At 38.1% G+C, this 14479-nt stretch carries 11 protein-coding genes, 1 other RNA gene and 1 other annotated feature; of the genes, 11 read left to right on the forward strand and 1 reads right to left on the reverse strand.

The features are described from left to right. Positions 1 to 2: 2 nt before the first annotated feature. The 6 genes from JNUCC52_RS20800 (at position 3) to JNUCC52_RS20825 (ending at position 6697) form a co-directional block, all read left to right on the forward strand. Positions 3 to 1259 carry an MFS transporter gene (locus tag JNUCC52_RS20800; protein WP_172772182.1) on the forward strand — a complete coding sequence of 419 codons (1257 nt, stop codon included), beginning with the start codon at positions 3 to 5 and terminating at the stop codon, positions 1257 to 1259. 210 nt (positions 1260 to 1469) lie between these two features. After that, complete coding sequence (locus JNUCC52_RS20805; RefSeq protein ID WP_172772181.1) at positions 1470 to 2561, forward strand: carbohydrate kinase; 1092 nt, start codon at positions 1470 to 1472, stop codon at positions 2559 to 2561. Between the two features lie 3 nt (positions 2562 to 2564). After that, positions 2565 to 3479, forward strand: coding sequence for a pseudouridine-5'-phosphate glycosidase (locus tag JNUCC52_RS20810; protein WP_172772180.1), 915 nt, complete (start codon positions 2565 to 2567; stop codon positions 3477 to 3479). A gap of 206 nt (positions 3480 to 3685) precedes the next feature. After that, positions 3686 to 5881, forward strand: a complete 2196-nt coding sequence (locus tag JNUCC52_RS20815) for a RelA/SpoT family protein (protein ID WP_337980717.1) — start codon at positions 3686 to 3688, stop codon at positions 5879 to 5881. A 94-nt stretch (positions 5882 to 5975) separates the two neighbouring features. Continuing rightward, complete coding sequence (gene dtd / locus JNUCC52_RS20820; RefSeq protein ID WP_172772178.1) at positions 5976 to 6416, forward strand: D-aminoacyl-tRNA deacylase; 441 nt, start codon at positions 5976 to 5978, stop codon at positions 6414 to 6416. A 71-nt stretch (positions 6417 to 6487) separates the two neighbouring features. Then, positions 6488 to 6697, forward strand: a complete 210-nt coding sequence (locus tag JNUCC52_RS20825; protein WP_337980718.1) for a DUF2642 domain-containing protein — start codon at positions 6488 to 6490, stop codon at positions 6695 to 6697. A gap of 56 nt (positions 6698 to 6753) precedes the next feature. Here JNUCC52_RS20825 and JNUCC52_RS20830 read toward each other — a convergent pair whose 3' ends face one another. Continuing rightward, on the reverse strand, positions 6754 to 8346 hold the full coding sequence (locus JNUCC52_RS20830; RefSeq protein WP_337980719.1) for an N-acetylmuramoyl-L-alanine amidase family protein: 1593 nt from the start codon (positions 8344 to 8346) through the stop codon (positions 6754 to 6756). A gap of 163 nt (positions 8347 to 8509) precedes the next feature. After that, positions 8510 to 8752, forward strand: a binding site (T-box leader). Between the two features lie 125 nt (positions 8753 to 8877). Here JNUCC52_RS20830 and hisS point away from each other — a divergent pair. The 5 genes from hisS to JNUCC52_RS20855 all read left to right on the forward strand — a co-directional run bounded on the left by hisS (position 8878) and on the right by JNUCC52_RS20855 (position 14479). Then, positions 8878 to 10143, forward strand: a complete 1266-nt coding sequence (hisS, locus tag JNUCC52_RS20835; RefSeq protein ID WP_337980720.1) for a histidine--tRNA ligase — start codon at positions 8878 to 8880, stop codon at positions 10141 to 10143. Between the two features lie 18 nt (positions 10144 to 10161). Then, positions 10162 to 11931 carry an aspartate--tRNA ligase gene (aspS, locus tag JNUCC52_RS20840; protein WP_337980721.1) on the forward strand — a complete coding sequence of 590 codons (1770 nt, stop codon included), beginning with the start codon at positions 10162 to 10164 and terminating at the stop codon, positions 11929 to 11931. Between the two features lie 137 nt (positions 11932 to 12068). After that, positions 12069 to 12272: non-coding RNA, 6S RNA (gene ssrS / locus JNUCC52_RS20845), on the forward strand. 295 nt (positions 12273 to 12567) lie between these two features. Further along, positions 12568 to 13743, forward strand: a complete 1176-nt coding sequence (gene nagA / locus JNUCC52_RS20850; RefSeq protein ID WP_337980722.1) for an N-acetylglucosamine-6-phosphate deacetylase — start codon at positions 12568 to 12570, stop codon at positions 13741 to 13743. 13 nt (positions 13744 to 13756) lie between these two features. Next, positions 13757 to 14479, forward strand: coding sequence for a GntR family transcriptional regulator (locus tag JNUCC52_RS20855; RefSeq protein ID WP_172772172.1), 723 nt, complete (start codon positions 13757 to 13759; stop codon positions 14477 to 14479).

A 14479-nucleotide genomic window follows, 5' to 3' on the forward strand; every position in this document is an offset into this window, starting at 1 on the left:
TTATGAAACGTATTCATTACAGTTGGTTTATTTTAACGATAACATTTTTCTCAATTATTGTAGCAGGCATTACTTTATCTTCATCAGGTGTTTTTATTGGCCCGTTTGAACATGAATTTGGCTGGGACCGATCGGTAATAGCAATGGCATTTGCTATCAGTCTTTTTTTATATGGAATTTCTGGTCCATTTATGGCAGCATTACTCGAAGTTCTTGGATTAAAGAAAATGATGCTAGCTGCTATGACAATATTAATGATAGGTATATCGCTTACATTGTTAATGCAACAAGCATGGCAACTAATTATAATTTGGGGCTTTATTATTGGGCTAGGTGCGAGTCTCTTTTTAACCGTTTTAAGTCCCTTTGTAGCGAATCATTGGTTTGAAAAAAGAAGAGGGCTTGCTTTAGGGATATTAACGGCCAGTACTGCAACGGGGCAATTAGTTCTTCTGCCAATATTAGCAATGATTATCGAAAAATCCTCATGGCGATGGGCAATTGTTTTAATCATGGTGTTAAGCGCCATTATGTTTTTCATTATTTTAGTGTTTATGAAAAATAAACCGAAGGATGTTGGAGTTCTTGCGTATGGACTTGAAGAGGAAAAAACGGAAAGTGTAATAGTAGAAAAGAAAAACCCAATCATTATTGCTTTTAATGGTTTGTTCACTGCGGTGAAAGTGAAAGAATTTTGGCTTTTAGCAGGTAGTTTTTTTATTTGTGGATTATCAACGAGTGGTTTAATTGGTACGCATTTTGTATCGTATTGTATTAGCTTCGGTGTTCCATTAGTAACGGCAGCTTCGTTTTTATCGTTTATGGGCATATTTAATTTAGTTGGAACAACATTATCAGGCTGGTTATCTGATCGCTTCGATAATCGCTGGTTACTGTTTTGGTATTATCTTTTAAGAGGAGCTTCTCTCGTTTTATTGCCGTATGCATTAATGCAAGGTTCGCTCACATTGCTTATTATTTTCACTGCGTTCTATGGATTAGATTGGATTGCCACTGTACCGCCTACAGTTAATATTTCAAGACAAATTTTTGGCACGCAAAAAAGCGGTATTATTTACGGTTGGATTTTTGCATCCCATCAGGCAGGTGCGGCAGTAGCAGCGTATGGTGGAGGTCTAATTTATAAATTTTTCAATTCGTACACATGGGCATTTTTCTTAGCTGGTGTATTTTGTGTTTTAGCTAGCCTGTTTGTCATCATAGTGAAAAAACAAACGCTGAATAAACTAGCACATTAAAATATAAATCATTGCTCTGATTGTAATGAACAGAGTGAATTGAACATAATAGTATAAACGACATAAAAAGTACAAATAGTATGCTAGGAAGTATTCTAGCGTGCTATTTTTTTGCCGTAAAACCAGTTAGGTAATTGTGAATAAGAGATATGTTTGACAATATTCAAACAAAAGTTTATAATGTAAACAAATATAATAAAAGGTGATGCTATGAATGAAAGAGAACAAGCGGTACTGGCTTTAATTCGTAAAAATCCGTTTATGTCTCAGCAAGAGATGGCAGATAAGATGAATCTGTCACGTCCAGTACTTGCAAACTTAGTGTCGAGCTTAACGAAGCAAGGAAAGATTGTTGGCCGTGCTTATATTTTACCTGAGGAAAATGAAATTATTTGTATCGGCGGGGCTAATCTCGATCGGAAATTTCATGTAAGAGGGACCGTGCAATTAGGAACTTCTAATCCTGCTAGCTCCTCATTTAGTGTAGGTGGGGTTGGTCGTAATATTGCGGAAAATTTAGGTCGACTTAATCATGAGGTGACGTTACTCACGACAGCTGGAAAGGATGCGGATTGGCAAGTAATCCAAGAAGCATCAGAATCATTTATGAATTTACGCTATGTCGAGCAGTTACCAGATGCTTCAACTGGTTCCTATACTGCGATTATGGACGAGCAAGGTGAACTTGCATTAGCTGTTGCAAACATGGAAGTTTATGATTTGTTATTGCCAAGTTTATTGAAGAAATATGAGCCAATGTTGATGAATGCAGGCTGCTTTATTATGGATTTAAATTGCCCGAAAGAAACGGTCGCTTACATCCAACAAGTAGCGATTGCGCGAGCTATTCCGTTTGTCATTGTACCTGTATCTTCACCAAAAATGAATCGATTACCAGATACATTGCAAGGGGTTACATGGTTTATTTGTAACACAGATGAAGCAGAAACAATCGTTGGTCATAAAATTGAAACCGATGCAAGCTATGAAAAAGCTATTCAAAAGATTCTTCAATTAGGTGCCGAACATGTCATTATTACGGCAGGTAGCAAAGGTGTCTATGCTGCATCTGCAACTAGTACACCAAGTCATTTTGCTGCTAAGGAAATAACTAAAATTGAAGATGTAACGGGCGCTGGTGATGCTTTTGTAAGTGCTGTCATCCATAGTTGGTTAAGGGGACAATCTCTTGATGTTTGTATTGATGCAGGCTTAACAAATGCTAAAAATACACTGGCATCCCCGTACACAGTAAGACCTGAATTATCAGAAGAATTGTTAAAGAGTGAAATGGAGGAATAACACATGAAAGAATTCATCGTATTATCAGAAGAAGTAAAAGCTGGACAAGCAAAAGGACTACCAATTGTTGCATTAGAGTCAACAATTATCTCACATGGTATGCCGTATCCTCAAAACGTACAAACAGCACGTGAAGTAGAGCAAATTATTCGTGACAACGGTGCAGTGCCTGCAACGATTGCGTTAATAGACGGTAAAATTAAAATCGGTTTATCTGACGAAGAACTAGAAATGTTTGGGAATGCACAAGGTGTTGCTAAAACATCTCGCCGTGACCTAGGCTATTTATTAGCGACGAAAAAATTAGGTGCAACAACAGTTGCTGCAACAATGATTTGTGCAGAGCTTGCTGGCATTGAAATTTTCGTTACAGGTGGTATCGGTGGCGTGCACCGCGGTGCTGAAACAACAATGGATATTTCAGCTGACTTAGAAGAATTAGCACAAACAAATGTTGCTGTTATTTGTGCGGGTGCTAAATCAATTTTAGATATCGGTTTAACACTTGAATATCTTGAAACAAAAGGTGTACCTGTTGTAGGTTATGGCACGCCAGAGCTTCCTGCATTCTACACACGCCAAAGTGGATTTGATGTAAACTTTAAGCTTGATACACCAGAAGAAGTAGCAGCAATGTTACGTGCTAAATGGGATTTAGGTTTACAAGGTGGAGCAGTGATTGCAAATCCTATTCCAGAAGCAGAAGCGCTTGAGCACGAGTTTATCACTAGCATTATTGAAAAAGCGTTACAAGAAGCTGAAGAAAATGGAATTCAAGGTAAAAACGTAACGCCATTCTTACTTGGCAAAGTAAAAGAATTAACAGAAGGTAAGAGCCTTGATGCAAACATTGCATTAGTGAAAAACAATGCAGTAGTTGGTGCGAAAATTGCGGTTGCTTACAACAAAGCAAACTAACTAGTAAATGAAAGACCCTTTGTGAAGCTGATTGATTTCACGGAGGGTCTTTTTATCTATAATAATGTATTTTTAACCCATTAATACGAAGTGTTCACGATATTATCTAAACTATATGACACAGTCCCTTTACAATCGACCTCTATTTTTTATACAATTAAGTTTATATCTAATCTGAAAAATTTGACGAGCAAGGTGGACATGTTATGGCGAAAGAGCAAATTTTGACTCCTGAGGACGTTTTTGATTTAGTCAAATCCTACATGAATGAGGAAAATGTCGCATTCGTGAAAAAAGCATATGAATTGGCAAGAGATGCGCATATTGAGCAATTCCGTAGCTCTGGTGAACCGTATATTATTCACCCAGTGCAAGTTGCGGGTATTTTAGCTGAATTACAAATGGATCCAGAAACTGTAGCAGCAGGCTTTTTACACGATGTTGTGGAAGATACGGAATTTACACGAGATGATTTAGTCCGTGAATTTGGCGAGGAAGTAGCAGTGCTTGTTGACGGAGTAACGAAGCTTGGGAAAATAAAATATTTATCGAAGGAAGCACAACAGGCGGAAAATCACCGCAAAATGTTTGTAGCAATGGCTCAAGATATTCGCGTCATCTTGATTAAGCTTGCTGACCGTCTGCATAATATGCGCACGTTGAAGCATTTACCTGCTGAAAAGCAACGCCGTATTTCGAAAGAAACACTTGAAATATTTGCACCGCTTGCACATCGTCTAGGGATTTCGACAGTAAAATGGGAGCTGGAGGATACTGCACTTCGATATTTAAATCCACAGCAATATTACCGTATTGTCAGTCTAATGAAGAAGAAGCGGGATGAACGTGAGGCTTATTTAGACAATGTCATGGGGGAAATGAAATCTCAATTGTCTGAAGTTGAAATTGATGCGGATGTTTATGGTCGACCAAAGCATATTTATAGTATTTATCGTAAAATGGTGCTACAGAAAAAGCAATTTAATGAAATTTATGATTTATTAGCGATTCGTGTACTTGTTGATAGCATAAAAGATTGCTATGCAGTGTTAGGAATAGTCCATACTTTATGGAAGCCGATGCCTGGGCGTTTTAAAGATTATATTGCAATGCCAAAGCAAAACTTGTATCAATCATTGCATACGACCGTTATAGGGCCATATGGCGACCCATTAGAAGTGCAAATCCGCACAAAAGAAATGCACAAAATTGCGGAGTACGGGATTGCAGCACACTGGGCATATAAAGAAGGTAAAAAAATTGATATTGAAAAGCAAAATGTCGATCAAAAATTAACGTGGTTTAGAGAAATATTAGAATTCCAAAATGAATCATCTAATGCAGAAGAGTTCATGGAATCATTAAAATTCGATTTATTTTCTGATATGGTGTATGTATTTACACCTGAAGGCGATGTTATTGAATTACCTGCTGGTTCTGTACCTATCGATTTCGCATACCGTGTGCATTCAGAAGTCGGCAATCGTACAATCGGAGCCAAAATCAATGGTAAAATGGTACCGCTTGATACCCCATTAAAAACTGGTGATATCATTGAAATTTTAACATCGAAACAATCATTTGGTCCGAGTCGTGACTGGCTTAAAATCGCACAATCATCGCAAGCGAAAAATAAGATTAAGCAATTTTTCAAGCGTCATCTTCGTGAGGAGAATATCATCAAAGGTAAAGAGATGATTGAAAAAGAAATTCGTTCACAAGATTTCGATATGAAAGAAACGATGTCCTCGGAAAACTTAAAACGTGTTTGCGATAAATTTAATTACACGAATGAAGAGGATTTATATGCGGCAGTTGGTATGAATGGTATTACTGCACAACAAGTTGTAAATCGTTTAGCTGAAAAACGCCGTAAAGAGCGTGAACAAGAAGAAGCGCTTGAAAAAATCGAACAAAAAATGAAAAATCCAATTCCACAAAAACGTACAGAGTCAGGCGTTATTGTAAAAGGCATTGATAATATGCTTATTCGACTATCACGTTGCTGTACACCTGTTCCTGGTGATGACATCGTCGGCTTTATTACAAAAGGTCGGGGTGTTTCAGTACACCGTGCGGATTGTCCAAATATTCAAATTGAGGATGAGCAGGAGCGTATAATTGAAGTGGAATGGGAGCATGGCCTTACACCAGAGAAAAAAGAGTATCCTGTTGATATCGAAGTTTCTGCCTTTGATAGACCTGGAATATTAAATGAAGTCATGCAAATCGTTAGCGAAACAAAAACAAATATTTTAGCTGTAAGTGGCCGTGCAGATCGCGATAAAATTGCGACTATTCATCTTACAATTTCTATTTCAAATATTTCACATTTGCATAAGGTTGTTGAACGCATTAAACAAACACCCGATATTTACTCTGTGCAACGTGTAATTAATTAGAAGAGCAAAAGATAACATAGTATGCATACTGGAAAGGCACTGCAGTTAAAACGACAGTGGGCACAGATTTTGATAGATTGAGGGGTTAAACATTATGAAAGTAGTTCTACAGCGTAGTAAGGCTGCATCTGTAACGGTCCAAGGAGAAGTTACAGGTGCGATTGATAAAGGCTATGTGCTTCTCGTAGGTATTACCCATGAGGATACGGCAGAGGACGTTGCATACCTTGCCAAAAAAGTCGCTAATCTACGCTTATGGGAAGATAGTGAAGGGAAAATGAATCATTCCATTTTAGAGCATGGTGGGGCAATCTTATCTGTATCTCAATTTACTTTGTATGGAGATGCAAAAAAGGGCAATCGTCCGAGCTTTACAAGTGCAGCAAGACCAGAAATCGCTGCACCGTTATGGGAAGCTTTTAATGATGCTTTACGTGGATATGGCTTACAAGTAGAGACTGGTATTTTCGGTGCTATGATGGACGTTGCATTGACGAATGATGGTCCTGTCACAATCTTACTTGAGTCAAAATAGAGGTACATTTCCTATCATTCCTACATATAGTAAGAAGAATGGCAAATTTGTAGGAAGGAAGTGTATCGTCGATGACGCAAACAGGAAGGCTATCGAATCCTTATTTATATGAAACACTTAAACTGATGATTAGCCAAAAAATTGTCGTGCAAACAGAGAAAAGTATCCAGCAAGGGATTTTAACTACTGTATTACCTGACCATATCGTTATCGAGATTGAGCATACACCCTTCTTTATTCGTATGGAGGAAATCATATGGGTTACAATGGCGACAAAATAAGCACAAATAAATAAAAACCTTCATTTTCTATAGGTAATAGAAAATGAAGGTTTTTGTTATTCGTTAGCATCAAAGTAATCTAAAATACCTTGATAGATGCCGAGTGTGGCCTGTTCTCTGAATTTAGCCGTTGTAATGATCCGTTCTTCATTGGAATTACTTAAGAAACCTAGCTCGAGAAGCACTGCTTTTTGTCTGTTTTCACGAAGTACTAAGTAATTTCCTTCCTGTGTACCGCGATCTTTAATGTTAATTTTACTAGCGAGCCCGTTGTGTATAGCTTCAGCTAGCCCTTTTTGATTGTTGTTCAAATAGTAGGAAGTAAAACCCGAAACCGAACTATTGTCAGTTGCATCATAGTGAATACTTATAAACGCATCTGCATCATGTTGGTGTGCAACGGATACACGTTTACGAAGGGCAACATATTCATCTGATTCACGTGTCATGACAACATTTGCTCCAGCTGCACTTAACTTGGAAGCGAGAAGAGACGCAGTTTTCAACGTTAAATCTTTCTCGTCCGTTCCTCGCTGACCCGTTGTACCGTGGTCATTTCCACCATGTCCAGCATCCACAACAATTGTAAGTCCGTTAAGAGTTCCTTTTTTTCGAGGTTCAGATTTTGTATTGCTAGTTGTAACTACTGTGCTTTGGGAAGTGGAGACTACCCAGTTAGCGACAAATGCCGTTTTATCTTCTAATTGGATTTCGTAAAAATCATCTTTAGCACCTACAATTGGATAGGTTTCACCTGCATCTACACGTTTAACAACCTCAGCCGTTGTAGTTGCGTCCGTACGTAAGTTTGTCCCATTATAAATAATTGTGACAGATTCAAGCGAGGAAGATGATGGTGATGTTGACGTTGACGATGACGTTGTAGTTTTCGCCGTCGTTTTTACCGAATCTGAAAATGTCCCGTAGAAGCTGTATACCCAACCAGTTTTTTTGTTATTGTACTGAATTTGCACCCAATTATGTTCTTGTGCGAGAACTTTAAAGGATTGTCCATTAGAAACAGTTCCTATTTTTTTTGAGGTTAAATCTGCATTTTTGCGAACATTTAGTGTATCAACTAAAATAGTAAAGGTAGTACCTTTAGGCTCGGTAGTTGTAGATACTTCTACTACTGGGTCAGTTGTTGTTTTTTCGGTTGTTTCATTAATTGTCACATAGTCTGAAGATACCCAACCGACTAGTCCATTCCAATTAATTTTTGCCCATGCACCACTTTCTGTTATGAGTGTTGCTTGATTGCCTGTTGACAGTTGCCCAAGGACTGGTGATGCAATATCGGGTTCAGTACGGATATTGAGACGATCAACTTGCGAAATAACTGTTTTATCAATTGTTTGTTGCTCATTTATAGAAGCTGTTAGCCAAGATGCTACCCATCCTTCGTCATTGCCTGCTTTTACTTGAATCCAGTCACCTTCACGACCGATGGATGTTAACATATCACCTTCTTTTAATGTTGTAATAATCGGGTAAGAGAGCCCAGGTCCTTCGCGTAAATGAAGTATCGTTCCAGTAACTTTTAAATCACTCGTATCGGCAAATACTAGTTCTTTATTGCTGATACTGGGAATCAAAAATGCTAATAATAGGACAAAGATAATGGTTTTATGTATAAGTTTTGTCGTCATCGGACCCCTCCTTTTCTTGTGCTATTTTACCATGTTTTCATAATAAAATTCGAGGGAAAAAGGTAACGGAAATCATTATTTTAATAACTACTTTGTGAAAAATAAGAAAACAGTTGACATTACCTATCGTTGTGACTAACATAAAGGGTAATCAAAAAATGATTAACCGCTTATGACCAAGCAAGTAGCATATACCTCTATTGGAAAAGAGAGGGAAAGACTTAGGCTGCAATCTTTCCTACAAAAAAGTATAAGGCGAATAACACTTGAGAGGCTTTTTTCTGAAAAGAAATTCTTAGTAGGAAAAAACGGAATCGGCCGTTACCCGATTATGAGGAGGACGCAATGTAGTTTATGCGTCAACTAGGGTGGAACCGCGGAAGCATATACAGCTCTCGTCCCTTGCAATTTTGCAAGGAGGCGAGGGCTTTTTTTTGTTGGATTCCTTTTGATAAAAGTCGTCTGTCTGAAGGTAAGTGCGCGCTTTACAACGAAAGCTAGCTCATAAGCAATTGACAAGGAGGTAATTACATGAGTTTTAAAGTGCCACGAGGGACCCAAGATATATTGCCAGGTCAATCAGAAAAATGGCAAAAGGTCGAAGCAATTATTCGTGATATTTGTCGTGTGTATCGATATAACGAAATTCGTACACCTATTTTTGAACAAACAGATTTATTTGCGCGCGGCGTTGGTGAAACAACTGATGTAGTACAAAAGGAAATGTATACATTTGAAGACCGAGGTGGTCGTTCATTAACATTGCGCCCTGAAAATACGGCTGGCGTTGTTCGTGCATATGTCGAACATAAAATGTTTGGTGCACCTGATCAACCTGTGAAGCTCTCTTATTTAGGACCAATGTTCCGTTATGAACGTCAACAGGCTGGTCGTTACCGTCAATTTGTACAATTTGGTGTCGAAGCTATTGGCTCAGCTGACCCTGCAATCGATGCAGAAGTTATAGCATTAGCTATGGATATTTATGAATCAACGGGCTTAAAAGATTTAAAATTAGTTATCAACTCTCTTGGTGATAAAGTAACGCGTGATGCACACCGTACAGCATTAATTAATCATTTTGAGCCACATATTCATGAGTTTTGCTCTGATTGCCAAAATCGTTTGCAAAAAAACCCATTACGTATTTTAGATTGTAAGGTAGACCGTGAGCATCCATTAATGGCTACTGCTCCTGCATTAACTAATTTTTTAACAGAAGATTCAGCGGCATACTTTGCGCAAGTTAAAACGTATTTAGATACGCTAGGTATTTCATATGAAGTAGATCCGAATTTAGTACGTGGCCTTGACTATTACAACCATACAACGTTTGAAATTATGTCAACGGCGGACGGCTTTGGCGCTATTACAACGCTTTGTGGTGGTGGTCGTTATAATGGGCTTGTAGAAGAAATCGGAGGTCCCAATGTACCAGGTATTGGCTTTGCTTTAAGTATCGAGCGTTTATTATTAGCTCTTGAAGCGGAAGCGGTAGAGTTAGATACAGAATCCGCATTAGATGTTTACATGATTGCTATGGGCGATGAAGCGAAGCTAAAAGCAGTCGAGCTAACAAGTTCATTCCGTGCTAAAGGTATTTCAACTGATATGGATTATTTAGATCGAAAAATGAAAGCACAAATGAAATCAGCAGACCGTTTAGGTGCTAAATATACGATCGTCTTAGGTGAAACCGAAATAGAAGAGCAAGCAGCAGCAGTAAAACATATGGCATCTGGGGAACAGCAAAAAATTGCCTTCTCAGAATTAGTGAACTACTTATTAAATAAATGATTTTGGAGGAAATGCAAAATGGCAAAAAGAACACATGCTAGTAACGAGCTTTCTGAAACGTTACAAGGCGAACACGTTGTATTAAAAGGTTGGGTGCAACGTCGTCGCGATTTAGGTGGATTAATCTTTATCGACCTACGTGACCGCACAGGTATTACACAAGTTGTATTTAGTCCAGATGTAGCAGAAGCACATGCTTTAGCTGATAAAGTACGTAGCGAATACGTAATTGAAATAGAAGGAAAAGTAATTCTTCGTTCTGAAGATCAAATCAATCCAAATGTGCCAAACGGCAAAATTGAAGTGGAAGCGACAAGCTTAATTGTTATTAATACAGCAAAGACACCTCCATTCCAAATTGAGGATCGTACAGACGTTTCAGAAGATTTACGATTAAAATATCGTTACCTAGATTTACGTCGTCCTGCAATGTTCGATACATTCAAAATGCGTTCAGATGTAACTCGTACAATTCGTAACTTCTTACAAAATGAAGGCTTCCTAGAAGTAGAAACGCCTATTTTAACAAAATCAACGCCAGAAGGTGCTCGTGACTATTTAGTACCATCTCGTGTACATGAAGGCGAATTTTATGCTTTACCACAATCTCCTCAGCTATTTAAACAATTATTAATGGTAGCTGGATTTGAAAAGTACTTCCAAATTGCGCGTTGTTTCCGTGACGAAGACTTACGTGCTGACCGTCAACCTGAATTCACACAAGTTGACATCGAAACAAGCTTCTTAACACAAGAAGAAATTTTAGAAATGAACGAACGTTTAATTCAAGCTGTAATGAAAGATGTCAAAGGCATCGACATTCCTGCACCGTTCCAACGCATGAAATACCAAGAAGCGATGGATCGTTATGGCTCAGATAAACCAGATGTTCGCTTTGGCTTAGAGTTAGTAGCGTTAAATGATGTGTTTGATGGTTGTGATTTCAAAGTGTTTGCTGATACAGTAGCGCAAGGCAAGCAAGTGAAAAGTATCAACATTAAAGGTGCGGCTGATAAATATTCTCGAAAAGATATGGATGAGCTTACAAAATTCGTTGGTATCTACGGAGCAAAAGGTCTTGCTTGGTTAAAAGTAACAGAAGAAGGATTAAATGGACCAATCGCAAAATTCTTCGATGAAGCGTTAGCTGCTGCATTAATAGAGCGTATGGGCGCTGAAATTGGCGATATATTAGTATTCGTAGCTGACAAAGCGGATGTAGTTGCAGCATCTCTAGGAGCACTTCGTACAAAATTAGGTCAAGATTTAGGCTTAATTGATGAATCACAATTCGCATTCTTATGGATTACGGACTGGCCATTATTTGAGTACTCTGAAGAAGATGGCCGCTATTATGCAGCACACCATCCTTTCACACGTCCATTTGACGAAGATATCGAATTAATGGATACAAACCCTGCTGCAGTTCGTGCACAAGCTTACGATATCGTATTAAACGGTTATGAGCTTGGCGGTGGTTCATTACGTATTTATGAGCGTGATTTACAAGAAAAAATGTTTAAACTTCTTGGTTTCTCAGATGAGGAAGCAAAAGCACAATTCGGTTTCTTATTAGAAGCGTTTGAATACGGCGTACCTCCACACGCAGGTCTTGCCTTTGGTCTTGACCGTTTCGTAATGTTACTTGCTGGTCGTACTAATTTACGTGATACAATTGCATTCCCGAAAACAGCAAGTGCAAGCTGCTTATTGACAGATGCTCCAAGTGAAGTGTCTCCAGATCAATTAAGCGAATTAAGTTTAGCGATTAAAACATTTAAAAGATAAAAGCATTACCAAATACCTGGATTTCCTAGCAAAAAATGTTGGGAATCTAGGTATTTTTTGCGTTTTTTGAAAGAATCTGTTTTTTTATTATAAATCGTTTGAATTATCAGAAATATGGTGTTATTATAACAGTAATACGAATCCTGATGTGTTTGTCTAACTGCTAACTCTATTTAACAGTTTTGACCGAACACTATATCGTCGGGAGCCATCTATTTTTGTAGTGGCAAACAAGCCCCATTTTCGAGAGGGACGTTTAAAGCTATAAAGCGGGCACCCACCTGCAAATTGCGGGTTCAAAACGAATGTTTCATTGGCATTACGGCACAATCGGGATTCGTCCATACATAGAATACTAGATACTAATGTGACGTTGTTTAACGTTTTTAGCAAAAAAGTGATAGATTGATTAATGTCAATCTATCACTTTTTGTTATTTGTCCTACTTTTTCACGATAAAAAGGCAGATGGGCGTTATTTACTAAATTAAATGAAAAATAAGAAAAATTGTAAAATTTACTTTTTATTTTTGGATTAGCATACTATAATTGGTATAGACAACTATACCAAAACTTGTAGCTTGTCTTTACGTTTCAAGTAAGCTTCGAAAAAAACTTAGACAGCGGAGGTGTGAAATTGAGCAATACATTATTAATTTCCAATGTAACGATCGTCAACCATAACGAAATACCGTTCACAGGTGACGTATTGATTGACAATGGCAAGATAATTAAAGTAGGTAAAGAATTATTTGATAAGGCAGAGCAATATATTGAAGGCAAGGGGAAAGACTGGTTGTTGTTTCCTGGTTACATTGATATGCATATTCATGGTTCGGCAGGCAATGATGCAATGGATGCATCACAACAAGCGCTTCATGATATGGCTGCGTCATTAGTTAAAGAAGGTGTCACAGGCTACCTTGCAACGACAATGACACAAACACCAGAAGCTATTGAAAATGCATTAAAGACAATCGCACAATTTGAAAATGGTAATAATGAGGCCAATTTATTAGGTGTACACGTAGAAGGACCTTATGTATCGAAAAAGCGTGCTGGAGCACAGCCAATCGACTATATGATATTGCCATCTATCGAACAATTTGCACACTGGCAAGCATTAAGTAACAACCGCATTAAACAAATAACGATTGCACCTGAGCTTGAAGGTGGCTTTCCGTTTATTAAAGAGCTTTACAAGCAAGGGGTCATTGTTTCAATTGGCCATTCAGATGCAACACTTGAAGAGGTAGAGCAAGCAGTAGCATTCGGCGTCAGACAGGCAACGCATTTATACAATCAAATGCGACCATTCCATCATCGAGACCCAGGTGTTGTAGGCGGAGTGCTTGTTGAAGATGCAGTGAAAGTAGAGATTATTGCAGACTTTGTGCATTGCCATCCTATGTCTGTAAAACTTGCGTACCGAGTAAAAGGGGCAGAAGGAATTATTTTAATTACAGATGCAATGCGAGCTAAAGGATTACAATATGGGGATTATGATTTAGGTGGTCAAACAGTCCATGTCACAGAAAGCGGAGCACATTTATCTAATGGAGCATTAGCTGGAAGTGTATTGACGATGGAACAAGCAGTGAAAAATATGAAAGCGGTCACAAATTGTTCGTTGTCAGAGCTTGTAGCAATGTCTTCAGCAAATGCTGCGAAACAATTACAATTGCGCTCAAAAGGACGTATTGCAGAAGGCTTTGATGCAGATGTCATTTTATTGGATCAACATTTAAATGTTGAAAAAACTATTTGTCAGGGAAATATTGTATTTGAGAAAACGATAGTAAAAATGCGATAGGATGGTGCAAGTCTTGTTAGATAAAAATTCTCATATACCAATCTATATACAAATAGAAGAAGTATTAAAGCAACGGATTTATTTAGAGGAATACAAAATTGGTGAAAATATTCCATCTGAACGCGAGCTGTCCGTTCAATTTGATGTGAGTAGAATGACTGTTCGTCAATCGATTACCAATTTAGTGAATAGTGGATTGCTTTATCGTGAAAAAGGTAGAGGGACTTATGTTGCCAATCCAAAGTTGGAACAGCCATTAATGGGCTTAACAAGTTTTACAGAGGATATGCGTGCAAGAGGTATGGAACCAAGTAGTAAAGTATTACGTTTCGAAAAAATTGTACCACCATTAGATATTGCAGGAGATTTAATGTTAGAACGTGGGGAGGAAGTATTTTTCGTAACGAGGATACGGAGTGCCAATTCTAAACCGATGGCGATTGAAAGAACCTATATTCCAGTGAAAGTATATCCTGAATTAGATGAAAAGAAAATTATGGGTTCCTTGTATGCGCTTATAGAAGCAAAATTCCATCAGAAAATTGGCAATGCTATACAGCAAATGGAAGCGGCCATTGTAGCAAAAGAAGATAGTAAATATTTGCAAATCAATAGTACTGCACCAGTGTTAATTATTAAACGAACAAGTTATTTAGGGGATGGTGTGCCATTCGAACTTGTGCGAAGTACTTATCGTGCTGATCGATACAAATTCATAAGTGAAATTAAAAGGTGA

Origin of the sequence: Lysinibacillus sp. JNUCC-52 (assembly GCF_015999545.1) — a bacterium.
Lineage (GTDB): Bacteria > Bacillota > Bacilli > Bacillales_A > Planococcaceae > Lysinibacillus.